Annotated in this window: 21 protein-coding genes, 1 tRNA gene and 1 pseudogene; 3 read left to right on the top strand and 20 right to left on the bottom strand. The window is 53.3% G+C overall.

Annotated elements, in window-relative coordinates; genetic code table 11:
• Positions 1–3: 3 nt before the first annotated feature.
• Positions 4–723: a bacillithiol biosynthesis deacetylase BshB1 gene (gene bshB1, locus HMJ29_RS17415; RefSeq protein ID WP_171592687.1), complete on the bottom strand. Its 720-nt coding sequence runs from the start codon at positions 721–723 to the stop codon at positions 4–6.
• Between the two features lie 259 nt (positions 724–982).
• On the opposite strand from bshB1, the gene HMJ29_RS17410 reads away from it, so the two are divergent.
• Positions 983–2,008: an aldo/keto reductase gene (locus HMJ29_RS17410; protein ID WP_171592686.1), complete on the top strand. Its 1,026-nt coding sequence runs from the start codon at positions 983–985 to the stop codon at positions 2,006–2,008.
• A gap of 99 nt (positions 2,009–2,107) precedes the next feature.
• Here the strand turns inward: HMJ29_RS17410 and HMJ29_RS17405 are convergent, their stop codons facing one another.
• The 7 genes from HMJ29_RS17405 to HMJ29_RS17375 all read right to left on the bottom strand — a co-directional run bounded on the left by HMJ29_RS17405 (position 2,108) and on the right by HMJ29_RS17375 (position 10,278).
• Positions 2,108–3,259: a M23 family metallopeptidase gene (locus tag HMJ29_RS17405; RefSeq protein WP_253805654.1), complete on the bottom strand. Its 1,152-nt coding sequence runs from the start codon at positions 3,257–3,259 to the stop codon at positions 2,108–2,110.
• Positions 3,260–3,395: 136 nt separating this feature from the next.
• Complete coding sequence (gene trxB / locus HMJ29_RS17400) at positions 3,396–4,343, bottom strand: thioredoxin-disulfide reductase (protein WP_171592685.1); 948 nt, start codon at positions 4,341–4,343, stop codon at positions 3,396–3,398.
• 178 nt (positions 4,344–4,521) lie between these two features.
• Entirely contained in the window at positions 4,522–5,385 is an 864-nt protein-coding gene (locus tag HMJ29_RS17395; RefSeq protein WP_022823752.1) for a sigma-70 family RNA polymerase sigma factor, read from the bottom strand.
• 133 nt (positions 5,386–5,518) lie between these two features.
• Positions 5,519–7,681: a polyribonucleotide nucleotidyltransferase gene (pnp, locus tag HMJ29_RS17390; RefSeq protein WP_171592684.1), complete on the bottom strand. Its 2,163-nt coding sequence runs from the start codon at positions 7,679–7,681 to the stop codon at positions 5,519–5,521.
• A gap of 193 nt (positions 7,682–7,874) precedes the next feature.
• The gene (rpsO, locus tag HMJ29_RS17385; RefSeq protein ID WP_135436106.1) at positions 7,875–8,150 is read right to left on the bottom strand and encodes a 30S ribosomal protein S15; all 276 of its coding nucleotides are present in this window, start codon (positions 8,148–8,150) and stop codon (positions 7,875–7,877) included.
• 163 nt (positions 8,151–8,313) lie between these two features.
• On the bottom strand, positions 8,314–9,747 hold the full coding sequence (locus tag HMJ29_RS17380; RefSeq protein ID WP_171592683.1) for an LptF/LptG family permease: 1,434 nt from the start codon (positions 9,745–9,747) through the stop codon (positions 8,314–8,316).
• A gap of 117 nt (positions 9,748–9,864) precedes the next feature.
• Complete coding sequence (locus HMJ29_RS17375) at positions 9,865–10,278, bottom strand: START-like domain-containing protein (RefSeq protein ID WP_171592682.1); 414 nt, start codon at positions 10,276–10,278, stop codon at positions 9,865–9,867.
• 134 nt (positions 10,279–10,412) lie between these two features.
• Here HMJ29_RS17375 and HMJ29_RS17370 point away from each other — a divergent pair.
• Positions 10,413–10,486 (top strand) — tRNA-Met (locus HMJ29_RS17370).
• A gap of 161 nt (positions 10,487–10,647) precedes the next feature.
• On the opposite strand, the gene HMJ29_RS17365 is transcribed toward HMJ29_RS17370, so the two are convergent.
• The gene (locus tag HMJ29_RS17365; RefSeq protein WP_171592681.1) at positions 10,648–11,133 is read right to left on the bottom strand and encodes a hypothetical protein; all 486 of its coding nucleotides are present in this window, start codon (positions 11,131–11,133) and stop codon (positions 10,648–10,650) included.
• A gap of 230 nt (positions 11,134–11,363) precedes the next feature.
• Positions 11,364–12,152, bottom strand: a complete 789-nt coding sequence (locus HMJ29_RS20730) for a DUF4184 family protein (RefSeq protein ID WP_171592680.1) — start codon at positions 12,150–12,152, stop codon at positions 11,364–11,366.
• A gap of 355 nt (positions 12,153–12,507) precedes the next feature.
• On the opposite strand from HMJ29_RS20730, the gene HMJ29_RS17355 reads away from it, so the two are divergent.
• Complete coding sequence (locus tag HMJ29_RS17355; RefSeq protein WP_171592679.1) at positions 12,508–12,927, top strand: hypothetical protein; 420 nt, start codon at positions 12,508–12,510, stop codon at positions 12,925–12,927.
• Between the two features lie 227 nt (positions 12,928–13,154).
• Here HMJ29_RS17355 and HMJ29_RS17350 read toward each other — a convergent pair whose 3' ends face one another.
• From HMJ29_RS17350 to HMJ29_RS17305, 10 genes and pseudogenes are all read right to left on the bottom strand, one after another.
• Positions 13,155–13,568 (bottom strand): EamA family transporter, encoded by a 414-nt coding sequence (locus tag HMJ29_RS17350; protein WP_171592678.1) that lies wholly within the window; start codon positions 13,566–13,568, stop codon positions 13,155–13,157.
• 63 nt (positions 13,569–13,631) lie between these two features.
• Positions 13,632–14,480, bottom strand: coding sequence for a phosphatase PAP2 family protein (locus HMJ29_RS17345; protein ID WP_171592677.1), 849 nt, complete (start codon positions 14,478–14,480; stop codon positions 13,632–13,634).
• Positions 14,481–14,774: 294 nt separating this feature from the next.
• Positions 14,775–15,119, bottom strand: coding sequence for a 50S ribosomal protein L20 (rplT, locus tag HMJ29_RS17340; RefSeq protein WP_171592676.1), 345 nt, complete (start codon positions 15,117–15,119; stop codon positions 14,775–14,777).
• Between the two features lie 147 nt (positions 15,120–15,266).
• Entirely contained in the window at positions 15,267–15,461 is a 195-nt protein-coding gene (rpmI, locus tag HMJ29_RS17335) for a 50S ribosomal protein L35 (RefSeq protein ID WP_135436037.1), read from the bottom strand.
• Positions 15,462–15,644: 183 nt separating this feature from the next.
• Positions 15,645–16,202, bottom strand: a pseudogene (infC, locus tag HMJ29_RS17330) (translation initiation factor IF-3); the annotation flags it as partial.
• 259 nt (positions 16,203–16,461) lie between these two features.
• Complete coding sequence (gene thrS / locus HMJ29_RS17325; RefSeq protein WP_171592675.1) at positions 16,462–18,411, bottom strand: threonine--tRNA ligase; 1,950 nt, start codon at positions 18,409–18,411, stop codon at positions 16,462–16,464.
• Positions 18,412–18,602: 191 nt separating this feature from the next.
• Positions 18,603–19,748, bottom strand: coding sequence for a tetratricopeptide repeat protein (locus HMJ29_RS17320; protein ID WP_171592674.1), 1,146 nt, complete (start codon positions 19,746–19,748; stop codon positions 18,603–18,605).
• A gap of 73 nt (positions 19,749–19,821) precedes the next feature.
• Positions 19,822–20,703 (bottom strand): tetratricopeptide repeat protein, encoded by an 882-nt coding sequence (locus tag HMJ29_RS17315; RefSeq protein ID WP_171592673.1) that lies wholly within the window; start codon positions 20,701–20,703, stop codon positions 19,822–19,824.
• A gap of 150 nt (positions 20,704–20,853) precedes the next feature.
• On the bottom strand, positions 20,854–23,811 hold the full coding sequence (locus HMJ29_RS17310; protein ID WP_171592672.1) for a DNA gyrase/topoisomerase IV subunit A: 2,958 nt from the start codon (positions 23,809–23,811) through the stop codon (positions 20,854–20,856).
• A 187-nt stretch (positions 23,812–23,998) separates the two neighbouring features.
• Positions 23,999–25,915: a DNA topoisomerase IV subunit B gene (locus tag HMJ29_RS17305; RefSeq protein WP_171592671.1), complete on the bottom strand. Its 1,917-nt coding sequence runs from the start codon at positions 25,913–25,915 to the stop codon at positions 23,999–24,001.
• Between the last annotated feature and the right edge of the window lie 11 nt (positions 25,916–25,926).

The raw sequence follows: 25,926 nt of genomic DNA, 5'->3' as shown, positions 1-25,926 counted from the left end.
TAGCTATATCAACTCCGTTATTTCCCGCACGCCCAGCGGCCGCTCACGCGTGAAGCCTTCCCCAAACTCTACGCCAATGAGATGGCCGAACTCGCGGGCGCGGGCTTCCATGAAGTTACTGAACACCGGCGTGGAAAGGTAAGTCGTCGGCTCGGTACTTTCGGGATCGTGGAACTGGGTGCGGTACGCTTGGATACTCTCCCACTTCTTAGGCCAGTGCGCCGTAATATCCACCACGAAGTCGGCGGGAATTTGGCGGTCTTGGATGTAGTGAAACACTAGGCGCGGGCGCCAGGGCTCCTGAGGTTGCCCGTCGTGGCCTAGGGTTTCAATCATGCGTAGGCCACTCAGGAAACATGACTCCGAGGCCAGTTGGGCCCCACGGCCGTGGTCGGGGTGCCGGTCATGGATGGCGTTGCAGAGCACGATATCGGGCTGATAGCGGCGGATGGCGGCAATGAGCGGCAGCTGGTGCTCCCGGTCATTGCGGAAGAAGCCATCGGGCAGGCCCAGGTTTTCGCGGGCGCTAAGGCCCAAAATGCGGCTGGCAGCCTCCGCCTCGGCGGCGCGGGTAGCGGGCGTACCACGGGTCCCCAGCTCACCACGCGTAAAGTCAACGATGCCAATTTTCTTACCAGCCGCCGCCGCCGCCAGGAGCGTGCCGGCACAGGACATTTCTACATCGTCGGGGTGCGCTCCGAAGGCCAGGATATCAAGTTTCATAGGTACAGAGTAGGGTGCTTTAGTAGTGCCTAGTTACAGCTCTGTTCTAACGGGCCATTAGGCCACTCCGGTTAGAGAGCTTAACTGAGCAAGGCATAAAAGTACGCGGAACACAACAAGCAGACTTATGCGGCGCATGATACTGGCCAAAACACTACGCTGCGTCAGGGGGTTACATTTTCCGCCGCATAGCTTGACCTCAGAGGAATAGGCCTGCCCCCAGCTCAGCGGTTTCCTCTCACCCTACATCCCTTTATTAATGGAATACAGACAACTGGGCGCATCGGGCTTCCGCATTCCAGTGTTGAGTTTTGGAACGGCCACATTTGGTGGTGGCAATGAGTTTTTCAAGGCATGGGGCAGCACGCAGGTTGGGGAAGCGCGCCACCTGATTGACATTTGCCTGGAAGCGGGCGTGAACTTCTTTGACACTGCCAACGGCTACTCCCACGGCATGGCCGAGAAAATCCTGGGCAAAGCCTTAGAGGGCCGTCGGCAAGAAGTGCTCATCTCCACCAAAGCTACCTTCCCCACCGGCGACGGGCCCAACGACTACGGCTCCTCCCGCCTGCACCTGACCAAAGCCTGCGAAGACAGCCTACGCCGCCTCGGCACCGACTACATCGACGTTTACCATATGCACGGCTTCGACTCCCACACGCCCGTGGAGGAAACCCTACGAACCCTTGATAATCTGGTGCAGAGCGGTAAAGTGCGCTACATTGCCTGCTCCAACTTCTCCGGTTGGCACCTCATGAAATCCTTGTCCGTGTCAGAGCGCTACGGGTGGGCACGCTACGTAGGCCACCAGGCCTACTACTCCTTGGCCAACCGGGAGTTTGAGTGGGAGCTAATGCCGCTGGGCCTCGACCAAGGCGTGGGCACGCTGGTATGGAGCCCTCTCTCGGCAGGGCTGCTCAGCGGCAAAATCAGGCGCGGCCAACCCATACCCACCGAAAGCCGCCTAGCTCAAGGCGGCGGCCAGGGCCCTAAAGTGCCCGATGAGTTGCTCTATAACATCATCGATGCCCTCGACGAGGTAGCCGCTGAAACCGAGAAGACAGTAGCGCAGGTGGCCCTAAATTGGCTTCTTCAGCGGCCTACAGTGGTGAACTTGGTAGTGGGTGCCCGCAATGAGGAACAGCTTCGTCAGAACCTGGCCGCAGTGGGCTGGAACCTCACGCCGGAGCAGGTGGCTAAGCTGGATGCTGCCAGTGCTACTGAGCCCATTTACCCCTACTGGCACCAGCGCAACTTTCCAATGCTTCAGAAGAACCCTTTGTAGCCAAGCCAGCTGTTTCCGAGAGGCCTAGCACCACAAAAGCCCACTGCCATTAAAACGACAGTGGGCTCTTGCGGTGCTAGGCCTGTTTAGGAGCCTGAATTATTTTATGCGCAACGTGCGGCCAACGCGTAGCGTGCTTGTTCCGCCATTCAGGCGCCGCAACTGGGCCTGTGAAACCCCATACTTATCAGCAATTTCTGAAAGCGTATCGCCTGAGCGTATTTTGTGCGTAACTACCCGGCGCGCCTGAGTAGGTTTTCCGCTGCTGCTTCGGCTGCTACTTCCCCCGCCACTACCGGCGCCCGGTACGCTGCCACCCTTATAGCGCAACGACTTGCTGTAATAGGCAAACAGGGCTGAGGTAATCTGGAAGTTGTCTTTGATCAGCTTATAATCCGGGAAGTCATACATCCGCTCCGGATCAATAGGGTTGCCCTCATAACGCACTTCAAAATGCAGGTGCGAGCCGGTGCTACGGCCCGTGCTGCCTCCCCAACCAATCAGTTGGCCAGCCTTCACAAATGTGCCGGGCGTTACCAACGACTTCTGCAAGTGACCATAAAGGGTTTCAATGCCATTGTAGTGGCGCACCAGAATGTAGTTGCCATAGCCAGAGCCATCCCACTTCACAATGCGCACCACCCCATCAAAAGCAGCTTTCACTGAGTCGCCGGTTTCCAGGTCCAGGTCAACGCCGTAGTGCCAGCGGTACCCCCGGAACCCAAAGTCGGAGGTCATGGGCGTGGAGGCCAGCGGCATTTTGGCATAGCGCTGGTTGGCGGGGTCCGTAAGCTTAAGATTCAGGGTATCCTTAATCCGGCGCCCATCAACCCGGTAAGGGTTGATGTTGTGGGTGTCCCAGATGGCGTAGTAACCGGCCACCTGAATCCAGGAAGAATCAATCTGTACTTCTTCCTTTACCTCCACAATATGTTGCTCCCCCTCGTTCAGGGAGCTGGTATCCTCACTGACAATAGACAGCTTTTTGGCCGGATTAAAAAAGATAGACTTTGCCGCGTCGGAATTATCGTCAGGCAGCTCCTCCGTTTCTATCAGGATAGTAGTATCGGGCCGGACATAGCGGATAGTGGGCGATTTGATTTTGAAGAAATCCTTCCGAGTGCCAGCCGAACCCGATTTCGCCTTGGGCTCAGGCACTTTGCGCCGCTGGGCAAGCAGCTGGCCGGGCAAGCCAAGAAACAGCCCGATCAGTAGCAGCGGCAGCAGCCAAGGTTTAACAAGTTGAAACAAGGGCAATAAGGTAAAAAGTGAAGTTGTGAGGCTGTGAAGTTGTGAAACGGTAGCGTAAGGTGCCTGCTAACGGACAATGCAGCTGTTACCCTGTCCTGGGCACCAAAGTCACCGTTTCACAACTTCACAAGTTCACCTAATGGTCGCCGAGAGCGGCCAGGTAACGCTCGGCATCCAGGGCCGCCATACAGCCAGAACCTGCGGCCGTAACCGCTTGCCGGTAGGTGTAGTCCTGCACGTCGCCGCAGGCAAACACCCCATCCACGTTGGTTTTGGCAGTACCCGGAATGGTTTTCAGGTAGCCCTGCTCATCGTGGTGCAGATAAGGCTGGAAAATTTTGGAGTTGGGCTCGTGGCCGATGGCTACGAAGAAGCCTTCAACGGATAAATCGCGCGTTTCGTGTGTGAGCACGTTTTTAACCCGTACAGCCTCTACGGCATGCTCCCCGAGAATTTCGTCGGTCACGGTGTTCCAGAGCACCTCAATCTTGGGGTTATCCATCACGCGCTTCTGCATGATTTTGGAGGCCCGCATCTCCCCTTTCCGCACCACCATATACACTTTACTGCATAGGTTAGCCAAGTAGGTAGCTTCCTCTGCGGCGGTATCGCCAGCGCCTACAATCACCACATCCTTGCCACGGTAGAAGAATCCATCACAAACGGCGCAGGCAGATACACCCGAGCCATTCAGGCGCTGCTCCGAGGGCAGGCCTAGCCACTTAGCCGAGGCGCCGGTGGCAATAATTACCGTATCGGCTGTTAGCTCCAGCTGCTCATCAATGGTAACACGATGTGGATGCCCGGAAAAGTCAACTGAAGTAGCAATACCGTAGCGGATATCCGTTCCGAAACGGGCCGCCTGCTTCTTCAGATCCTCCATCATCTCGGGACCCATAATGCCGTCCGGATAGCCTGGAAAGTTCTCAACGTCGTTGGTAATGGTCAGCTGTCCGCCGGGCTGCAGCCCCTGATACATAACGGGTTTCAAGTTGGCACGAGCAGCATAAATAGCTGCCGTATAGCCTGCTGGACCAGATCCGATAATCAAACACTTTATGTGTTCGGGGGAAGTATTCTCCATGAGTATGAAAGGGCACACGCTACAGCCTGCGCCGTGAGAGGTTTACTAAGGGGTTGCAAAGGTAATAGTTGCGGCGCGAGGTTCTACCGCCGAAGTGCTAACTCAACGCTAGGCCACTAGCTATTAACAAAAAACCCCAACGGTAAGGTCGGGGTTTTCTTGGATAGGGTAAAATTCCTTACCCCAAGTAGGGCTTCAGGGCTTTAGAACGCGAGGTGTGGCGCAAGCGGCGGATAGCTTTTTCCTTGATCTGGCGCACCCGCTCACGGGTCAGGTTAAACTTCTCACCGATTTCCTCTAGGGTCAGTGAGTGTTCACCATTCAGGCCAAAGTAGAGCGTGATAACGTCGGCTTCGCGCTTGGTGAGCGTGCTCAGGGCACGCTGCACTTCCTTGCGGAGCGAGTCGTTCATCAGGCCGGTATCCGGCGACTCCTCATCTTCGTTTTCGAGTACGTCGAGCAGGCGGTTTTCCTCACCTTGCACGAAGGGAGCATCTACCGACACGTGACGGCCCGATATTTTCAGGGTATCAACTACTTCAGAGGTAGTCAACTCCAAAACTTCGGCAATTTCTTCGGGCGAGGGCTCCCGCTCAAATTTCTGCTCCAGTTCAGAGAACGATTTGCTGATTTTATTCAGGGAGCCTACCCGGTTCAGGGGCAGACGTACAATGCGCGACTGTTCAGCCAGCGCTTGCAGAATGGACTGGCGAATCCACCATACGGCGTAAGAAATAAACTTAAAGCCGCGGGTTTCGTCGAAGCGCTTAGCGGCTTTGATCAGACCAAGGTTGCCCTCGTTGATCAAATCGCCCAAGGAAAGGCCCTGGTTCTGGTACTGCTTAGCCACCGACACCACGAAGCGCAGGTTAGCTTTGGTCAGTTTTTCCAGGGCCTGCTGGTCACCTTCCTTAATGCGTTGCGCCAGCGTTACCTCCTCATCGGGGGTTAGCAGATCTACCTTGCCAATCTCCTGGAGATATTTATCCAGCGACTGGCTTTCGCGGTTGGTAATCTGCTTGCTGATTTTTAGCTGTCTCATTGCGGGCGCGAGAGAGTTGAAATGTTAATGCTTGGAAACGTCCTGTTGATCCGGTATACGATGGATACCCAAACGCGGGTACCGGGGTCAGTTGTGAGCAACACCCCGATACCCGCGAAAGTTCGGCAGTGGGTTACTGCGCGGTTCCGTTTGAGTCGGCGGCACGCTCCGGTTTCGGGAGCAGCACTTTCCGCGACAAACGATATTTACCGGTTTTCTTGTCGATGTCCAGCAGTTTAACGTCAATTTCCTGTCCTACTTCCAGTACGCCTTCCAGCGCAGCTAGGCGCTCATGCGATACTTCAGAAATGTGCAGGAGGCCGTCTTTGCCCGGCATAATTTCCACGAAGGCACCGTAAGGCTGAATGCTGCGCACTTTGCCTTTATAGGTGGCCCCTACTTCCGGTACGGCCGCAATGGCCTGGATCCGGCCAATAGCAGCCTGCATGTCTTCCTGATTGGAAGCATAAATGCTCACGTGGCCTTTCTCGTCTTTCTCCTCGATGATAACCGTGGCGTTGGTATCCTTCTGAATTTGCTGAATAACCTTGCCACCTGGCCCGATTACAGCACCAATGAACTCCTTATCGATGAGCATTTTGTGTGAACGAGGCGTGTGAGGCTTCAACTCAGCCGCCGGCTGCGCAATGGTCTTGGCCATCTCACGCAGAATGTGCAAGCGGCCTTCGCGCGCCTGGTGCAGCGCCGCCGTCATGATTTCGCTGCTCAAGCCCTGGATTTTGATGTCCATCTGGCAAGCCACAATACCTTTCTCAGTGCCGGTTACTTTAAAGTCCATGTCGCCGAGGTGGTCTTCGTCGCCCAGGATATCAGACAGCACAGCATACTCGCCGGTTTCCTTGTCCTGCACCAAACCCATGGCAATACCTGAAACAGCCGCACGAACCGGAATACCAGCGTCCATCAGAGCCATTGAGCCAGCGCAAACCGTAGCCATGGAAGAAGAACCGTTAGACTCCAGAATGTCAGACACGATACGCACCGTGTATGGGTTTTCGTCATCAGAAGGCATAACCTTCTTTAAGGAACGCTGAGCGAGGTTTCCGTGTCCAATCTCCCGACGCCCTGGGCCGCGGTTAGGCTTTACTTCACCCGTAGAGAAGGCAGGGAAGTTATAGTGCAGCATGAACTTGCTGTAACCAGAGGTCATAGCCGTGTCAATGATCTGCTCATCAAGTTTGGTACCCAGAGCTACCGTAGTCAGCGACTGAGTTTCCCCGCGGGTGAACAGAGCTGAGCCGTGGGCGCCGGGCAGATAGTTAACTTCGCTCCAGATCGGACGAATTTGCGTCAGGGCGCGGCCGTCGAGACGGGTGCGCTCCTTAATCATCATATCGCGAATAGCCTTCTTCTCAGCCGAAGAGTAATATCGACCGAACATTTTCATATCCAGTTCAGGCTGCTCTTCCAACAGCTTTTCCGTCAACGACTTTTTAATCGTTCCGAAGGCTTCTTTACGGCCGGCTTTGCTTGTGTTGCCTGACTTAGCCACTTCGTAGGCCTGCTGATATACACCTTCGTGGATGCGCTTCTTCAGGTCGTCGTTCTCCTCGTACTTAGGATATTCGCGCTTTACGTGTGATTTCTCCACTTCAGCAGCCAGCTCCTGCTGCACGCGTACTTGCTCTTTGATGGCTTCGTGAGCGTACGCAATGGCTTCCACCATTTCTTCCTCGCTCACTTCGTTCATCTCGCCTTCTACCATAGCCACTGAATCGGCAGTAGCGCCTACAATCAGGTCGATGTCGGCGCGAGCAATGTCGGCAGTAAGCGGGTTGATCTGCAGCTTGCCGTCGATACGGGCTACACGTACTTCCGAGATAGGGCCAGCAAAAGGAATATCTGAGATGGAGAGTGCAGCAGATGCAGCCAGAGCGGCAAGGGCATCAGGCTGCACCGTTTTATCGGCTGAGATAAGGGTAATCATTACCTGCACCTCATAATGATAATCCTTAGGGAACATCGGACGCAGGATACGGTCAACGATGCGGCACACTAGAATTTCGTAGTCCGAGAGGCGACCTTCGCGGCGCTGGAACGAGCCAGGGATGTTGCCGGCACCACCAAATTTCTCCTGATAATCTACCGAAAGCGGCAGGAAGTCTACGTCGCCGCGAGCACTAGGCTGCGACACAACGGTAGCCAGCAGCATGGCATCGCCGAGGCGAACCACTACGGCGCCATCGGCGAATTTGGCCAGCTTGCCAGTTTCAATAGAAATCTGCCGGCCATCTGGCAGGGTAATGTGTTTGGTAACCGCGGTGTAGTTGGGCATCTTATGGTTTGCTTAAAAAAGCGACAGCGGGCGAGCAGCCAAAAAAACAGGCCTAGAGAGGGCCTATTTTACTCAAAAATATTTCCTTGCGGAAAAGGTACTGATTCAGGACGTGAGCAGCTAGGATCAGCCCGGATAAAAAAAGAGCAGGGAACCTTCCGGGTTGGAAGGCTCCCTGCTACTTCGGGGCTGGTTACTTGCGGATACCCAGCTCCTTGATGATAGCGCGGTAGCGGTTGATTTCGCGGTGCTGGAGGTAATCCAACATACGACGACGCTTACCTACTAGCTTCAACAGACCCAGACGGGTCGAGAAGTCTTTCTTGTTTACCTTCAGGTGCTCCGTCAGGTGGTTGATGCGGTGCGTAAACAGGGCAATTTGTGATTCAGCGGAACCAGTGTCGTTAGCAGACTTCTGGAGGCTGTTCTTTTCGAAAATAGCCTGTTTTGCTTCGGTGGTGAGTTTCATCGGCAGATAGGTTTCCCCCGTCTTGGATTAAGATGAAAAAAGAAAATATGAACACCCCGGTTCTCGAGGTGGCCGCAAAGGTAAGGCTTTTTTGGTTGACTATTGTTACCTCTTGCTGATTTGTTTGGCAAAGCCCACCTATCAATTTGCGAAATAGCTAGGCCTATACCGTGCGCTTGTAGCCGCGTAGGGGCCAGCGCAGCCAGGTGGGCCGGAACCGTTGCCAGTCGATGTCCAGAATACCGGAGTCGTGCCGGGCCTGGTAGAGAAAGTACAGGCCTACGGGCAGCAAAATCACAGTGGCCATCCACATGCCTAGGCCTACAGGCATAATTACTTCACGCCCGTACTTCTCCCCCATGATGGAGATTACATAGTACACGATGAAAAAGACAATAGAAATAAGGATGGGCACGCCTAGGCCACCTTTCTTGATAATGGCTCCTAGTGGCGCTCCAATCACAAACATGAGCAGAATAGCCGCCGACTGCGTGAACTTGCGATAAATCTCAATACGGAAATTGGCAGTTTCCTTGGTCATATTGCTAAGCCGGTCGGCACTGGTACCCAAGTAAGAGTGCACATTGCGGGCCCTGTTGGCTGCCTGTTGAGTAATCAAACCGTTCACGACTCCTAGCCGCCGGGTTGGGACTTTCCAATTGGCCACTTTCTGCATAGCTACTTGCCCGGTAGTATCAAGCCGCAGGAAAGAGTAATACGGGTTTAGTTGCCGCACCAGGAGTTTTCGCTCCGTGAACAAGCGCGAGTGCAGAGAATCAGTGGTGCGCTCTAGCTGCTGGACATTCAGCATCATCTTGTTGTCCTTGAACAAATCCTTTTTGGTGCGGCCCAGCCCAAAAGACTCCAGGGAAAAGGTGATAGTATTACGGTCAAAGTTCTGGCGGATAAAGCTGGCGCCCGAACGGTTATTGGCGTCTGGCTGCTCTACGTAGGTGCGCCCTCGGAACAGCTCCAGGCCTAAGTATTGCCCCCCAAAGCGGGTAAACATTTTTCCGGAGTCAGCTAAAATCACCCGCATAGAGCCGGAGCTTTGGGTATGGTCATAGATCATGACGCCCTTTAGTAAGTCACCGTTCTTGCCAAGCTTCTGATTTACCTTGATAGTGTACCCCGGGATGCCATTGTAAAACACGCCCTCCCGAATGTCCAGCGCCAGTTTTTGCTGACGCACATCCCAGAGCAAGCTATAGGCCTCCAGGTTGGCCATTGGCACAATGGTGTTATTAAACCAGAACGCCCCACCCGCCAGCAACAGGCTCGCCACCAACACAGGCTGCAAGATGCGGGTCAGGGAAATACCTGAGGTTTTAATAGCAGTGAGTTCATGGTGCTCACCAAGCGTTCCAAAAGTCATTAATGACGACAGCAACACGGCCAAAGGCAGTGAGATTGGCACAATTAGAACGCTAAAGAAAAAAAGCAACTGCAGTATAACTCCCAGGCCCAGGTCCTTACCTACCAGATCGTCCATGTATTTCATCATGAACTGCATCAGGAAGATAAATTGCACCACGGCAAACGTGAGCATGAACGGGCCCACAAAGGCTTTCAGAATAAGCTTATCGAGTTTTTTCATTCAGATACCGGTCGCCGACCCAATAGATCAGATGTGCCTAACGCAAAAAGGAGCAAACGGGAAACGAAGATACGGCTCGTTTCGCGTGTGCTCCTTTTCCCGGACTAGATAACCGAATCAACCGCCTACCTGTTCCCGCAACTTTTGGATGAGACTATCCCACATTTCCTGCAACTCAATGTCATCGGTCTCCTCCGAGTAGTCAATTACGCGCAGGTACACCTCCTGGGTTAGCTGCGACTCCTCTAGGGTAAAATCCAGGTAATTAGCATCGGGGGTCTGACGCTTATTTGGCCCCAGAAATACGTAGCGGACGGAGCGGTTGGTTCGGTGGGAGTTCATTTCCGCAAAGTGCGGCTGGTTATCCCAAATGAAGTTGTAGCAATGGTCTTCATCAATGCGAACATCCTGGCAAAACCACTGCGAAAGCCCGGAAGCCGACGCGAGATAGGGATACAGAATTTTGGGAGAGGCATTAATGGGGTACTCGACCGTAAAACGGTGCTTGAGACGAGTAGCAGAAAGGGGCATAAGCGGAACTATGTATTTTTATTATCCCGGAAGCACAGGAACTTACCGGCTGGAAGCAATATACACGGCTTTTTTTTTCCGCAAACACTTGCATCAGGCCAAATCTTGTCTCTACCTTTGCACCACCAAAACAGGGCGGGGTAGCTCAGTTGGTTAGAGCACAGGATTCATAACCCTGAGGTCACGAGTTCAACTCTCGTCCCCGCTACAATAAAAAAGGCCTTTCCATTACGGAAAGGCCTTTTTTATTGCCTTATTTTCTATACTGCTTCCAGTATGCGTATAAGCAGGAGCTAAATATGCACTATTACCTGTGAACTAGGAGCACACTTATATGTACCACTCAAGCGTACTTTGCTTTGAGTAATACTATAGTTCGCTCACGCTAATGGTTTCCATTACGCGCAGAGTGGGGCCCGAGAAAGAAGTATTTTTATCCAGCTTGATAGTCCGCAGTACCTGACCGTTCACTACCACTTCTGTGGTAATAGCAGTTGTCTCGGGCAGCGATTTTGCCTGGACAGCTGACTTAACGTTTGGAAAGCTGAGATCCACTTCAATTTTATCGGTAGCAACCATATCTACTACGCTCGATTCCTCCTGGCCTGAATCTACACCAGTAAGAAAGGCCGAAATAGACCCTCTAGGGGTTTGTCCTTTGTCCGTAAGCAGCACACTAACATTGGCCCCAACATCCCTTCCGTTTGGTTGGAGATTTGTTGCCTGATAGCGCACTTGCACTTTATACTGCTTGGGCGTTGGATCAGCTTGCTTTGTGTCATCACCACAGGAAGTTAACAAACTACCCAAAAGCCCAGTCCCTAGCAGTATGAATACTTTAATATTTGTAAACATGAAGGGGAATTATGTACAAAAATGAAAATACTAAATTAGAAATCATTCAAGCCAGCTGCTACTCAATAACTAGAGCAATGTGTGAAATGGCGTATACATAGGGTACCCAAAAGGATAGCTCATTATAGACTAGCAGCACCGGTCTCGGGCAGTGCTTTATTTGCTATTTAGTGGGCCTCAGCAGCGGCCCGTTGAACAGTGATAAAGCCTGTAGGCCACTCACTGATCAGTCAAATATCCCCATCGTCTGAATGGTAATCATTATTAAGACTTCGGGGCTTCGCTACTTGCCATCCCCGCAGTAATAGCGGCACCGTAGCTAAGCTGGTTAGGCCACCAGAAATGAGAATAATGGTTAGGTGATAGAGGTTTTGCAGAAGGATACTCTCGGATAGTTGCAACCGGATTACGACCACCCCTATTGCCACCAAGAATACCAAGATCCAGTAAGACAGTTGATTACGCTTAATGCCTGTCTCCCTGTATCTGTGTAAGTGCAGGGTATACCATACAAGGGCTAACACGCCTACTACTGATCCTAACTTTTGTAGGAAAGAGTAGAGCCTCATATCCAGGGCGCCCCCGAATGTATAGTGCAGTAAAAACGGAAAATACCGGACTCCACGTCCTTCAGGATGAGTGAAACTGTCCCATACCAAATGAGATACTGTGCCTAGTAACAAGGATACAATAATTATCAGGTAATTTTTCCTGAAGTGAGCTAGCCAGTTGAAGCTGATAAACGGCGTAAACCGCTGGTAAAGTGCAATAGGCAGATGCCGAATTAGGGCATCGCGCACGAGTGCATGAAAAACGAAGGATAGCACTAAGCCCAGTGGAAGATTGAAATAAAAGATGCTACGCCAGGTATGGCTATACGGATCAAATTCACTCATCCGGATAAACTTTTCGAAGTCCGGGGTCATGCTTCCAACAATTAAACCGGTAGCAGAGCGCCATTTTTTTGGCAGCCAGAGTAATGGCAATACTATAGCTGGATGAGAAAAAGTAAATGGCATAAATGAGTGTGTTCTTTATTCGAATCGCTTATTTAGTTCTATAGCTTTCTATATCAGCATTAATTGATTTCACTACCTACTTAATCGACAACAGTGGGGTACCTGTTTCACTAGCATTTGCCCACAAATTCAGTATTATATTCAACTGAACAACAGCCCTCACTTCACTCCCCCATCCCAGATGGAGCCATTTCGCCTAAAAGTTGCTGGCTATTCCCCGCCGATAGGGCTATTGACCCTACTTTTTACCTGCATTCACTCGCAACGGCGAAGCTTCTGATTAGGATACGTTGCGCTATCTTTAGAGCTATTAGTAATACCCGGCTGATAACACTTGATTTGCTTTCCGCTTACCATGCCCACAGAACTGCAGAACGGATTTGGTGATACCTATCTTATCATTGAATATGATGCGGTCAATCATTGGGTGTACAACAATTGGCTCGGAACGCAAACGTATTTACAGGTCACATCTGGTGCTGACGCCTGCCTGAACTACTTACGGGACTATAAGTGCCCTTATTTGCTGAACGACAACCGCCACGTAATCGGTGCCTGGGATTTTGCAGTTGATTGGGTTGTTTCCAGTTGGGTGCCCAGGGCAATTGAGCATGGGTTAACACACATGGCCCACTTGTTCAGTCCGGAGGGTTTAGCTACCGCGTCAGCTGAGTTTATGTACGACGGAATCGGCCAGGACTTACAAATGCGAATGTTCAGCGACTACGAAGAAGCTAGAATGTGGTTAACCCAGTCGCAGGAGCGAAAAGTATAGTTGAAGCCAATAAGGCGCTCTTAACCAACCAAGAAGGTGCGCAAAGAGCCATTCCATCTTCCGGCACGTTGTGGCCTGCTATGCTATAGACAAGAACAAAATTACCTGGGGTCCCTTCTTTCTTATCGTGCGGTAAAGCCCTTTGTTCTTGCCAAGGCGGTAGAGTCTAGGCAATCATATGATGGTGCTAGGCTAGCTGATGCATCCGTCACCAAATAGGAGTTGTACTACAGAATGAGTACAAACGTACCAATCAGTATCAGCCCTGCTCCTACCCCTATCTGCCAGGTTAGCCGCTCACCCAAAAACACAACTGATAGCACAATGGCAATTGCCACACTCAGTTTATCAACGGGCGCTACTTGTGATACTTTGCCTATTTGAAGTGCTTTGAAATAGCAAATCCATGAAAGGCCCGTTGCCAGTCCGGACAGGCCTAGAAAGAGCAGATTAGTAGATGTTAGGGTTTGCAGTTCCGCTAGGCCACCTCGCCAGTATACTATACCCCAGGCAAGCAGCAGAATCACAACGGTTCGCACGGCAGTTGCCAGATTAGAGTCAACCCCCTTAATGCCTATTTTGGCGAGAATAGCTGTTAAGGCTGCAAACAACGCAGAAAGCAAAGCATAAACCCACCACATAACTGGCAAATAAAATTTAGTAGCCGGCTAGGCCAGTAGCAAACACTCTGCCTGCACTGCGGGCTACTTGGGTTGCCAAGTGAATTGGAGGCCCGGCGCTCCACTCCGTGCTCCACCTGTTCTGAAACCATACCCACTCTGCCAGGTAGGTGTGAAACTTATGCCCTGAGGCAACCTAGGCTTACGGCCCCACCTGTTACGGTGCGTAAGGTAGCCTAAATGGGCTGATAGTATACCAATTCCTGCCCCAGCTACTACATCGCTCTGCCAGTGCTTGGTGTTGATCATGCGCAGTGCGGCAACACTGGTAGCCAAGGCGTAGGCCCCTATTCCATACCATTGGCTTTTGTCGCGGAACTCGGTGTGTACTATGCTTGCTGCCAGAAAAGCTTGCGCCGTATGGCCCGAGGGGAACGACAAATTATCAGATCCATCAGGACGCGTTTCCCGGCTTAGATTTTTGATAGCGAATACAGAGGTGAGCATAATCAACTCACTCTTCAGAATAACCAACCCCGTATTCAATCGGTCGTCCCGAGATTCTACTCCTGCCAGCGCTACTGCGCCAAGCTCCAGATAAGGAGCAAAAATAAGGAAGTCATCGAGGCGGGTCCGGTAAGTAGGAAACAGCTTGTGAATGTCGCGGTTGGCCTGCTGATTCGTATAAAAACCGCCACCATTAAAGGTGTACACGCCATAGCCAATCATTACCGCTGGTACAATACTCGCCCTAACCAGTTTACCCTTGTACCAAGGAGCCTTAACCACCGATGGAACACCCACTGGGTTTTCAAACTTGTGAGTGGTATCAGCGGGTGCAGTTGGCGCAACAGATACCTGCGCCATGGCAGGCATAAAAGATGAAATCCACAAGAAGCCCCCTACTGAGCAGCTGGTAAACAACGACTTCATATTCAAAAAAAGGAAAAAAATACGTAGCCTGAGCACGGCCAGCGGTTAGATGCGTAACGTTTACGTAACACACTGTAATAGTTTACTCAGCTAACTCAATTTTCCACTATTATTTGGTATGACAGCTCATATAAGCTTCCATTTCTCAGGTAGAAGTATGTGTTTCTGATAAGAAGCGATAAACAAATAAAGTGGCCTAGCCTACAGCAAAAAACGTTTTTCAGCAAGTTGACAAATAAAAAAGAGCCTGACTGTTAAGTCAGGCTCTTTTAGCAAGAGGCCTATGGAGTAGGCTTACTTGATTTTCTCGATGATGCCTTTGAAAGCCTCAGGGTGGTTCAGAGCGAGGTCGGCTAGAACTTTACGGTTCAGGTCGATGCCAGCCTTTTTCAGGCCACCCATAAACTGCGAGTACGACAGGCCGTGCTCACGAGCGCCAGCGTTGATACGCTGAATCCAGAGGGCGCGGAACTCACGCTTCTTGGTTTTACGGTCGCGATACGCGTAGAGAAGACCTTTCTCAACGGCATTCTTGGCAACGGTCCATACGTTCTTGCGACGGCCGAAATAGCCTTTCGCCAGGCGCATTACTTTTTTCCGACGGTGGCGCGAAGCCACGTGGTTTACACTTCTTGGCATAACCTGTTTTTTTTGGCGGCCGGCGGCGGAGTTAGTGCCGCGACTTACGTTTCAGCCGGACGCCTGGTGAAAATTTGTTAATTGGAGTAAAGCAGAAAGAGTTTAACGCTGCGTGCAGTAGCTACCCTCTTTACAGCCAAATGCCAATTAAATGTTAAGCATGTCCTTTACACGGTTCATGTCGGCCGAGCTAACCAGAGTAGCGTGCGTGAGGTTACGCTTCTGCTTGGTGGTTTTCTTGGTCAAGATGTGGCTTTTGAAGGCATGCTTGCGCTTCACTTTGCCCGTGCCGGTGAGCGAAAAACGCTTCTTGGCGCCGGACTTGGTTTTTACTTTCGGCATTGTAGTGGAGGTAAAGAAGTAAAACAACTGCGGCGGTCGGCTGCCTAGGGCCGGTGCGCCAGCGTAAAATGCGGCTGAGCCGCGGGTAAACTATTCAGTAGCTTTATCAGCAGGCTGAGCGGCAGGCTTGGCTTCCTTGGGCGCCTCCTTGCCGCTCTCTTTAGGAGCAGCGGGCTTGGAAGGCTTCACAGGAGCCGCTACTTTGGGCGCCAGGTACAGGAACATACGCTTGCCTTCTAGCTTGGGCAGCTGCTCTACTTTGGCCAGGTCTTCAAGGGCCTGAGCAAATTTAAGCAGCAGGATTTCGCCCCGCTCTTTGAAGACGATGCTTCGGCCTACGAAGTGAACGTAAGCTTTAATTTTAGCCCCTTCACGCAGGAATTCCTGGGCGTGCTTCAGCTTAAAGGCGAAGTCGTGGTCATCGGTGTTAGGACCGAAACGGATTTCCTTGATGACAACCTTTGTCTGCTTGGCCTTAAGTTCACGCGTCTTTTTCTTCTGCTCGTACTTAAATTTCGAGTAGTCAATGACGCGGCAAACGGGCGGTACGGCTGTGGGCGAAATCTCAACGAGGTCGAGGTTTTGCTCCTGGGCCATCCGGCGGGCCTGCTCAATAGGATAAATGCCCTGCTCGATGTTTTCACCGACCAGGCGCACTTCACGGGCCGTAATCTTTTGATTGATCTTGAACGGCTCCTCGACTTGAGCGCGAGGGATGTAGCGGCGGTTAGGGGTTGCTATGGCTGTTCTCCTTAAAGGTGAGCTAAAAATTCAGTTTACTAGGATAGTAATTGACACAAGTCAGCCACAATCCGTTCATTCAGGGGGCAAATATCCGGCATTTTTTCCAAACACTCAAAAAGGCTATATTAAAATAGCATCATAAGTTGCTGGAAACTCAGCCATGTGCCTCCTGATGACCTTGTCCCGCTGAAGGGAAACCGTATAACGGCTTTCGGCGGAGCAAGGTCGTCATTGTTGGCAAGATGACTGCTATAACTTAGACAGTCTTTCCGTCCATCAGGTCATTTACCTGCTGCTGGAAGCTTTGGATGAATGCTTCAATGGGCATGGAGCCAACGTCACCCTCACCGTGTTTGCGCACCGAAACGATGCCGTTCTCCTGCTCCTTCTCCCCTACAATCAGCATGTAAGGCACTTTTGAGACTTCGGCATCCCGAATCTTCCGACCAATTTTCTCGTCGCGGTGATCTACGCTGCCGCGTAGTTCTGCCTGCACTAAACGGTCATACACTTGCTGTGCGTAGTCCTGATATTTTTCAGAAATCGGCAGAACAGCAAACTGCTCAGGGGAAAGCCATAACGGGAAATTGCCGCCGCAGTGCTCAATCAGAACAGCTACAAAGCGCTCCAATGAGCCGAAGGGCGCCCGGTGGATCATAACAGGACGCTGCCGCGAGTTATCAGAGGCTACGTACTCCAGCTCAAAGCGCTCAGGCAGGTTGTAATCTACCTGAATAGTGCCCAGCTGCCACTTGCGGCCGAGGGCGTCACGCACCATAAAGTCGAGCTTAGGACCGTAAAAGGCCGCTTCACCCAGTTCCGTTACCGTAGTCAGACCTTTCTCCGCGGCAGCTTCTTGAATAGCAGCTTCGGCACGAGCCCAGTTTTCATCGGAGCCGATGTACTTGGTCTTGTTCTCAGGGTCGCGGAGGGAGATTTGCGCCGTAAACTCAGGGAAGTCCAGCGCTTTCAACACGTACAATACAATGTCGATTACCTTCAGGAACTCTTCTTTCACCTGGTCGGGGCGGCAGAAGATATGCGCATCATCTTGCGTAAAGCCCCGTACCCGCGTCAGGCCGTGCAGCTCGCCACTCTGCTCGTAGCGATACACCGTCCCGAACTCGGCGAGGCGCACCGGCAGGTCGCGGTATGAGCGAGGCTTGCTACGATAGATTTCGCAGTGATGAGGGCAATTCATGGGCTTGAGGAAGAACTCCTCGCCAGGATTTGGCGTCCGGATGGGCTGGAACGAGTCGGCCCCGTATTTCTCATAATGCCCTGACGTCACGTAGAGTTCCTTGGAGCCAATGTGCGGCGTAACTACGGGCTGATAGCCAGCTTTCATTTGCGCACGGCGCAGGAACTGCTCCAGCCGCTCACGCAAGGCAGTGCCTTTCGGCAGCCACAGGGGCAAACCCGCTCCTACTTTCTCAGAGAACGTAAACAGTTCAAGCTCCTTGCCCAGTTTGCGGTGGTCGCGGCGCTTGGCTTCTTCCAGCTTCTCAAGGTACTCGCTTAGCTCCTTGGCCTTCGGAAACGTGATGCCATAGATGCGCGTGAGCTGCTTGTTCTTCTCATCACCGCGCCAGTAGGCACCGGCCACGTTTAGCAGCTTCACGGCTTTGATAGGAGACGTATCCGGGATGTGAGGACCACGGCACAGGTCCGTGAACTCCCCCTGCGTGTAGAACGTGATAGTGCCATCTTCAAGGCGGTCAAGCAAATCGAGCTTATACTCGTCGCCCTTTTCCGTGAAGTAGGCAATAGCGTCGGCTTTAGATATGTCTTGGCGGCGATACTGGCTTTTCTTTTTGGCCAGCTCCAGCATTTTGGCCTCAATCTTCGGAAACTCTTCCGTTGAGATGGAACGGCCCTCACCCAGATCGATATCATAATAGAAACCGTTCTCAATGCTGGGGCCGATGCCGAGCTTTACACCGGGGTATAAAGCCTCCAGGGCTTCAGCCATTAAGTGCGCCGAGGAGTGCCAGAAAGCTGACTTCCCATCCTGGTCGTTCCAAGTTAGAATTTCCACGGCGGCATTCTGGTCAATTGGCCGGTGCAGGTCGCGCACTTCGCCATTCACGCGGACGCCAAGGGCATTGCGGGCAAGGCCCTCGCTAATGCTGGCGGCAACGTCGTAGCCCGTGATGCCATCTACAAACTGGCGCACGGAGCCGTCGGGGAGCGTTATATCAATCATGTGAAAAAATGGGGTTTAGCTATACAAACAGCGTTAGCCCGCAAGTTAGAGGTTTACTTTTGGCTTTACTGACTGAAAATTCAGGAAAGCCACTGGTCGGCGTAGTTTAAGAGGCTTCAGGTTGCCTCAGTGCAAGTAAACTACTCGGTTAAACTGAACGTTCCTAGGCTTTAAGAGGCACCCTCGGCCTGTTATTGATTAGTGTTGGGCTGTTGAATAGAAAGCGGCTCAACCGGCTCTACTGCCTGCCGTGGGGTTTCATCTACCATAATGCCCCGGGCTCGGTTTCCAACCTTCCAGGCTTTATACGTCCAGTGGCGGTTGCCGGGGTTTTCTGCAACCAAAATACGGTATTGATCGGCTGCTTCAGGGAAGCGCGCCAGGCTCTCATAGCTTTCAGCCAGCATCTGACGGGCACCGGCCAGACGGGGAGCCCGGCGCAGAGCGCGCTGCAAGTGCGGAATGGCGTCGGCGTACTTGTGATTCTTGTAGGCCACTAATGCCAGCCGATAGTCGGCACGGTAGAACGTGGTATCGAGCTCAACGGTACGCGTATAAATCCGCAGGGCACTGTCGGGCTGGTTTTGCAGCTCAAACTGGCGGCCATAGTCGTACCACAGCGGGCCGTAATTGGGGGCCAGCTTAAGCCCTTGGGCGGCGTACCTCGCAGCATTTGCCGGTTGGCGGAAGGCATTTGACAGAAAAGCCAACTGGTGTAAGGTCTCCGGCTGACGTGGGTCCCGGCTCAGGCTGGCACGCAGGTAGTCTAACGCCTGCACGGTGTCCTGTAGGCCTATATAAGCCACACCTTTATAAAATAGCGCCGCTGCATGGTCGGGCTCTTGCTGCAAAGCTCTATCAAGCTGGTCTAGCGCATCCTGAAAGCGCCGCTCAGCCAAGTGCGTTTCGCCGACCAACAGGTTTAAATCGGGAGAGGAGAAACCACGACGGGAGGCCTCTGCCGCGGCCGTAAGAGCCTGCTTCAGATTACCCTGTGCCCGCACAGCACGCGCTTTAATGAAGTAAAACTCCGCCGGACCATCATCCAGGGCAAGGGCCCGATTAATATCCTCGAGGGCCGCAGCAACCAGGCCAGCGTCGAGGCGGAATCCGGCCCGGCGCGCGTACAAAGAGGCGTTTCGAGGCTGGCGGGCAATAGCTCCCTCCAACTCAGCAGCCTGAATTTTGGGCCCGCTTTGCACGGTGGCTAGGTTTACCATCACTTCGGCCTGCTCACTTGGGTCATTTTGCCCACAGCCCCACACCCCGCCGGCAAGTAGCGCGAGCAGCAGTGAGGCACAAAATGAGGTAGGAAGAAGTGAGTTTAAAGCCGCCATTGAGCCGCAAAGATACGCAGCTAAACTGGCCTAGCCACACGTACTCCTGGCTTACAGGGCACTGCTACCTGGCCTAGCGGATATATATTCCGACCTCCTTTCGGATGTGCCGTTGCAGCTGACGGCGCATTTGGCGGTTAAGCAGCTCCTGCAGACGGCGGCAGCGTCGGCTGATTTCCAACTCCTCAGCGGTTACGGGCGTGAGCTCCATAGCTTCTTGCAGCACCGCAACGGCGCGACTACGCTGGCCTTGGTTTAGGTGCACCCGGGCTAAGTCATAGCAAAACTCAATGCGTTTAGGAGCTAGCTCATGCGCTCTTACCAAGGCGTCAATAGCTTTGCGGGTACCCGCTCCGCTGGGCATTCCACCTAAAAACAATCGACTAAACGCCCGTTCTAATAGGTTGTAGTGGTCGACTCGGTAATGCCAGCGCCCTAGCATTTGCCAGGCCTCAGCCCAATCGGGCCGACGCGCTACTGCCTTAAACACATGGCTCTTCATTTCCTTGTAGGCCAGTAGCCGCCCCCTGGCTCCTAACAGATTGGCCTGGTTTGCCAATGCCATAGCTTCCGCGTAGTGACCTTCAGCCCCATCTGTGCGCACCACCAATGCCCGGTTGGCATATAATCGGGCCGCTGAGAAGTAAGCTGACTTCCGGGTTTCATCCGTATAGCGGGCCCCAATCCGGACGCTAAGGATAGCGGCTTGCCAGAGGGCATCATAGGTAGCCGGAGCCTTGGCTAGCACTTGCTCATACTTGGCCAGGGCTTCCGAATCGTGGTACTGCTCCTGTTGCGTCTTGGCCTGAGCCATAAGTTGCTCCAGGGCCGGAGCAAGCGCTTCGGTGGGGGCCTGGTTTGGCTGGGGGGTTCCCTGACCCAACACATCAGTCACCCAGCCCGGGCTGCCCCATAGGGCTAGCACCCCAACTGCAAAACGAAGTGAACGACGCATAACCTGACTTACACCCACAAATCTGGGAGTTTTTGCTGAAACCCGTAGGCACCTAGTGCCTCGCACTTGTGCTCTGTATGCAAGGCCCCGTAGGCCAGGATAGTTTCTATTACAACCAGAAGCCCCGCCGGGTGGCGGGGCTTCTGGTTGCTAGAACAGCTTAAGCTGAGACTTCGGCGTTTTGAGCACTGCCTGGGCCTGGGCCACATCGGCAGCCGAGATGTCAACGTCGCCGGTATGCTCGGGCAGAGGTGCTGCATCGGCGGAAACGGGCGAGTTGGTGCGAGGAATAGTTGCCGGTCCTCGCTTCTTGGCTACCTCCCGGCGCTGGGGCTCGGGACCCTCGTCGGTGAGCAAGGTCACGGCGTGAATCTTGAAGAAGTTAAGCTTGTTGCCCATGGCCTTCCAGCCTTTTACGTCAATGAATTCGTGCAGCAGAATCTTTTCAGTTTCCTTATCTGCCTTCTTATCGCGCTGCAGCTTTACCTCTACCTGCGGCTCAGCGTGACATGTTGCACAGAGCAGCTTCGAGCCTTTAGTTGCTGAAATAAACGTAAAGCGGTTTTCCAGTGTGCTGGTTTCAATCTTGAACCGCTTCACGTAGTGCGTCTTCGTTTCTCCTTCGGCATACACAGCACTGATTACAGTCTCGGGCTCGAGCTTGCGTAGCAGTACTATGTTAGGCACATCGAAGTGATGCGCAGGATCAGGCGACTTCATCTCGTAGCTACCATCCTTGTACACCACCAGAATGGTATTGTCGGTGTCGAAAGTGCCCAGGTAACGACCGTGGCCGGCCGTATTGAGGCGACCCACCACGCTGTCGAAAAACACCTCCCGACCACCAAGCGTAGAGTCGCCGAGGCTTTTCTGGGTGATTTTCTTGATGGGCTGCTTGGTCACGATGTTACCCATCGAGCCCTTGCCTTTAATTGCCAGCTCCGCGAAATCAAAGTCAAACTGCTTCACGCGGGCCTGGGCTTTATCTGAGAGTTGCACGCTTACAATCTCCGATTCGGAGTTGGGGTTGGCGGTCAGATACAGCGTTTTGGTGCCCTTGGTGCCTTTTGTCAGGTCGTAGCTTTTATCCCGGGTTATGCCGGTTACCAGGAAGCGCTTGGCGAAGCTTATGCCCGAAGTACCATCCTGGTAAATCATGTTATACACTAGCCGGTCGTCGTTCTTGTTGTAAACGCCCGCGTGCATAATGTCCTTCCCAACGAAAGTCTTCTCGGCAATTTTCGACACCATGAAGGTGCCATCCCGCTTAATGGCGATGATGTCGTCGAGGTCGGAGCAGTCGCAGATGTACTCCACGTGCTCGTCCTTCTTCAGGCCATAGCCCACGAAACCATCGCGACGATTCACGTAAAGCTTCTGGTTGGCCACGGCTACTTTCTGGGCTGTTACCACATCAAAGGTGCGCAGTTGGGTTTTACGCTCCCGGGTGGCGCCGTACTTCTTCAGCAGGCCCTCAAAGTAGTGAATGGCGTAGCGGACGATGTTGGCCAGGTGGTCGGCTACTTCCAGGAGCTCCGTTTCCAGCTTCTGAATGTACTCTTCCGCCTTAAAGCCATCATACTTCGAGATACGCTTGATGCGAATTTCGGTCAGGCGCGTAATGTCATCTTCGGTAACGGCGCGGCGCAGCACAATGCGCGTGTCATTGGCCTTGGGCTTCTCCCCTTCAATGCGCACGAATTTCTTCAGGCCCGCATCAATGGTCTGGATAATGTCTTCCCAGGTCTCGCACTCCTCAATTTTGCGGTAAATGCGGTTTTCGATGAAGATCTTTTCCAACGAAGCCGAGTGCCATTTTTCTTGCAGCTCCTCCTGTCGGATTTCCAGCTCCCGCTCCAGCAGGCGCACCGTTTTCTGGGTGCTCAGGCGCAGCATGTCCTCGACGGCCACAAACCGCGGCTTATCTTCGATGATAACGCAGGTGTTGGGCGAGATGCTGATTTCGCAGTCGGTGAAGGCGTAGAGGGCGTCCATGGTGAGGTCGGGGCTCACGCCCGTAGGCAGGTGCACCTGAATCTCTACCTCAGCGGCCGTATTATCAACTACCTTCTTGATCTTGATCTTATTCGCTTCCGAGGCCTTCACGATGCTTTCCATCAGCGCCGTGGTGGTGGTGCCGTACGGAATGTCGCGAATGACGAGCATGGTCTTATCGGCCTTCTCAATGGTAGCGCGCAAGCGAATCTTGGAGCCGCGTAGGCCACCGTTGTAGTTCGAGACGTCGCAGAGACCACCCGTGGGAAAGTCGGGAAAGAGCTGAATGTCGCGGCCTCGCAGCACGTCGATACTGGCCTTGCACAACTCGCGGAAGTTGTGGGGCATAATCTTCGTGGACAGGCCTACGGCAATGCCTTCCACACCTTGGGCCAGCAGCAGCGGAAACTTCACGGGCAGCGTGGTAGGTTCACGCTTGCGGCCGTCGTAGCTCATCTGCCACTCTGTAATGTCGGGGTTGAAGACCACATCCAGTGCAAACTTGCTCAGGCGGGCCTCAATGTAACGCGGAGCAGCCGCGCCGTCCCCGGTGCGGATGTCGCCCCAGTTACCCTGCGTCTCGATGAGCAGATCTTTCTGGCCCAAGTTCACCATGGCATCACCAATGGAGGCGTCACCGTGGGGGTGGTACTGCATGGTCTGGCCGATGACGTTGGCTACTTTGTTGAAGCGGCCATCATCCATTTCCTTCATGGCATGCAGAATGCGGCGCTGAACAGGCTTGAGGCCGTCTTCAATGGCCGGTACGGCACGCTCCAGAATCACGTAGGAAGCATAGTCCAGAAACCAGTTCTGGTACATGCCGTTCACGGTGGCCACATCATGAATGGTTTCACCGGGCGCGAACTTGGGCTCTTCCTCGGTTTCTTCCGTTACGGGCTCTGGCTCAGTTACGGCGTCTACATCGGCACCTGACTCGGCCAAGAGCAGCTCACCTGATTCACTCACCACAGATTGCACAGGCTCTTCGGCCGGCGTTTCAGCATCCGCCGACTGATCCGGCGCGGATCCAAACTCAAAGGAGTCGCCGGAGCCAAATAGGTTTGGCTGCTCTTCTTGGTTTGGGTCTTGGGGGTTCGTCTCTTCTGACATTACAGGGTGTGGCCTAGGACCACGGTTATTGTTCTTGTACCTCTCTCCTGCTCTCCCGCCATGGAAGCTAGGAAAGCAGAAGGTTTAAACTGTTCACTGTCCAGCTTTTGCTGGTGATTGCTTGCCAGCTTTGCTCCAGCGCCAAAGCGCTAGGCCACTTGGTGCAGCTGGCCGAGTAGGCCTGGCGCTAGGCCAGGTCTTCCTCGGGCACTTCCTCAACAGGGAGAACATCGGAAGTCACCAAATCCTTCTCCAGACGCAGGTTTTCGATGATAAATTCCTGACGGGCTGGCGTGTTTTTGCCCATGTAGTAATTCAACACCTGCTGAATGGATCGGTCAGACTGCAGAATCACAGGCTCCAGCTTGATGTTGTCGCCGATAAACTTACCAAACTCGTCGGGAGAAATTTCACCGAGGCCCTTGAATCGCGTCACCTCAGGGTTGCGGCCCAGCTTGCGCATGGCAGCCTGCTTCTCCTGCTCATTGTAGCAGTAGATGGTGGTTTTCTTATTCCGAACGCGGAACAGCGGCGTTTCCAGAATGAACACGTGGCCATTGCGCACCAGGTCGGGAAAGAACTGCAGGAAGAACGTGAGCAACAGCAGCCGGATGTGCATCCCGTCCACGTCGGCATCGGTGGCAATAACTACGCGGTTGTAGCGCAGACCTTCAATGCCTTCCTCAATGTTAAGGGCGTGCTGCAGCAGGTTCAGCTCCTCGTTCTCGTAGACGATTTTCTTCTTCAGCCCGAAACAGTTTAGGGGCTTACCGCGCAAGGAGAAAACGGCTTCCGTCTCTACGTTGCGGCTCTTGGTGATGGAGCCGGAGGCCGAGTCACCCTCCGTGATGAAAAGCGTGGTCAAGGCCTCCGCTTCCTGTTTGCCTTCTCCTAAGTGGAAGCGGCAGTCGCGAAGCTTGCGGTTGTGCAGGTTAGCTTTCTTGGCGCGTTGGTTAGCCAGCTTTTTCACGCCCGCCATATCTTTCCGCTCCCGCTCGCTCTGCTCAATACGCTTGCGGAGGGCATCGGCTACTGCCTGGTTTTTGTGCAGGTAGTTATCGAGGTGCTCCTTCACGAAGTCAAGAACGAATCCGCGCACTGTAGGCCCATCAGGCCCCATATTGATAGAGCCTAGCTTGGTTTTAGTCTGCGACTCAAACACTGGCTCCTGCACTCGAACGGAAATGGCGGCCACAATGGAGGCTCGGATGTCGGCGGCGTCGTACTCCTTCTTGTAGAACTCGCGCACCGTTTTCACCACCGCCTCACGGAAAGCGGCCAGGTGGGTACCGCCCTGGGTAGTGTACTGGCCGTTTACGAAGCTGTAATACTCCTCGCCGTAGTCGTTGCCGTGGGTGAGAGCCAACTCAATATCCTCGCCCTTCAAGTGAATAATAGGATACTTAATTGAATCAGGATCGGCTTTGCGGGCCAGCAGGTCTAGTAGTCCATTCTCAGAGTAGTACTTCTGCCCGTTGAAGTTAATGGTGAGGCCCGCGTTCAGATATACGTAGTTCCAGATCTGATTTTCCAGGTACTCCGGGATGAAGCGGTAGTTGCGGAAAATAGAATCGTCGGGCTGGAACGTGAAGAGAGTGCCGTTGCGCTGGCTGGTTTTCTGGGGCTTTGGGTCGCTGGTGAGTACCCCTTGCGAGAACTCCGCCGACTTCATCAACCCCTCCCGCACGCTCTGCACCAGAAAGTAATTGCTAAGGGCGTTAACCGCCTTGGTGCCGACGCCGTTTAAGCCTACAGACTTCTGGAAGACTTTCGAGTCATACTTGCCGCCCGTATTAATCTTACTGACCACTTCCACCACTTTACCCAACGGGATACCCCGGCCATAGTCGCGCACCTGCACGCGCTGGTCAGAGATTTTGATGTCGATAGTACGGCCGTGGCCCATCACGTGCTCGTCAATCGAGTTATCGATGACTTCTTTCACCAGCACGTAAATGCCGTCGTCGTAGCTGGAGCCATCCCCGAGTTTACCAATGTACATGCCTGGGCGCAGGCGAATGTGCTCACGCCAGTCCAGCGAACGAATGCTGTCCTCGGTGTAGCCATGGTCGGGGGTTGCGGCGGGTACTTGTTCTTCAGCCATCAGGAAAACTG

This window comes from Hymenobacter taeanensis, from assembly GCF_013137895.1.
GTDB lineage: Bacteria > Bacteroidota > Bacteroidia > Cytophagales > Hymenobacteraceae > Hymenobacter > Hymenobacter taeanensis.
The sequence above is the reverse complement of the archived record's forward strand: the minus strand, read 5'-3'. Positions and strand labels throughout refer to the sequence as shown.

Excerpts from the sequence above, each read along its gene's own strand:
- HMJ29_RS17320 (WP_171592674.1), bottom strand. The coding sequence starts at position 19,748 with ATGGCGGCTTTAAACTCACTTCTTCCTACCTCATTTTGTGCCTCACTG.
- HMJ29_RS17310 (WP_171592672.1), bottom strand. The coding sequence starts at position 23,811 with ATGTCAGAAGAGACGAACCCCCAAGACCCAAACCAAGAAGAGCAGCCA.
- thrS (WP_171592675.1), bottom strand. The coding sequence starts at position 18,411 with ATGATTGATATAACGCTCCCCGACGGCTCCGTGCGCCAGTTTGTAGAT.
- rplT (WP_171592676.1), bottom strand. The coding sequence starts at position 15,119 with ATGCCAAGAAGTGTAAACCACGTGGCTTCGCGCCACCGTCGGAAAAAA.
- rpsO (WP_135436106.1), bottom strand. The coding sequence starts at position 8,150 with ATGAAACTCACCACCGAAGCAAAACAGGCTATTTTCGAAAAGAACAGC.
- HMJ29_RS17365 (WP_171592681.1), bottom strand. The coding sequence starts at position 11,133 with ATGTTTACAAATATTAAAGTATTCATACTGCTAGGGACTGGGCTTTTG.
- HMJ29_RS20730 (WP_171592680.1), bottom strand. The coding sequence starts at position 12,152 with ATGCCATTTACTTTTTCTCATCCAGCTATAGTATTGCCATTACTCTGG.
- HMJ29_RS17315 (WP_171592673.1), bottom strand. The coding sequence starts at position 20,703 with ATGCGTCGTTCACTTCGTTTTGCAGTTGGGGTGCTAGCCCTATGGGGC.
- HMJ29_RS17350 (WP_171592678.1), bottom strand. The coding sequence starts at position 13,568 with ATGTGGTGGGTTTATGCTTTGCTTTCTGCGTTGTTTGCAGCCTTAACA.
- HMJ29_RS17395 (WP_022823752.1), bottom strand. The coding sequence starts at position 5,385 with ATGAGACAGCTAAAAATCAGCAAGCAGATTACCAACCGCGAAAGCCAG.
- pnp (WP_171592684.1), bottom strand. The coding sequence starts at position 7,681 with ATGCCCAACTACACCGCGGTTACCAAACACATTACCCTGCCAGATGGC.
- trxB (WP_171592685.1), bottom strand. The coding sequence starts at position 4,343 with ATGGAGAATACTTCCCCCGAACACATAAAGTGTTTGATTATCGGATCT.
- HMJ29_RS17375 (WP_171592682.1), bottom strand. The coding sequence starts at position 10,278 with ATGCCCCTTTCTGCTACTCGTCTCAAGCACCGTTTTACGGTCGAGTAC.
- HMJ29_RS17380 (WP_171592683.1), bottom strand. The coding sequence starts at position 9,747 with ATGAAAAAACTCGATAAGCTTATTCTGAAAGCCTTTGTGGGCCCGTTC.
- HMJ29_RS17355 (WP_171592679.1), top strand. The coding sequence starts at position 12,508 with ATGCCCACAGAACTGCAGAACGGATTTGGTGATACCTATCTTATCATT.
- HMJ29_RS17305 (WP_171592671.1), bottom strand. The coding sequence starts at position 25,915 with ATGGCTGAAGAACAAGTACCCGCCGCAACCCCCGACCATGGCTACACC.
- bshB1 (WP_171592687.1), bottom strand. The coding sequence starts at position 723 with ATGAAACTTGATATCCTGGCCTTCGGAGCGCACCCCGACGATGTAGAA.
- rpmI (WP_135436037.1), bottom strand. The coding sequence starts at position 15,461 with ATGCCGAAAGTAAAAACCAAGTCCGGCGCCAAGAAGCGTTTTTCGCTC.
- HMJ29_RS17345 (WP_171592677.1), bottom strand. The coding sequence starts at position 14,480 with ATGAAGTCGTTGTTTACCAGCTGCTCAGTAGGGGGCTTCTTGTGGATT.
- HMJ29_RS17410 (WP_171592686.1), top strand. The coding sequence starts at position 983 with ATGGAATACAGACAACTGGGCGCATCGGGCTTCCGCATTCCAGTGTTG.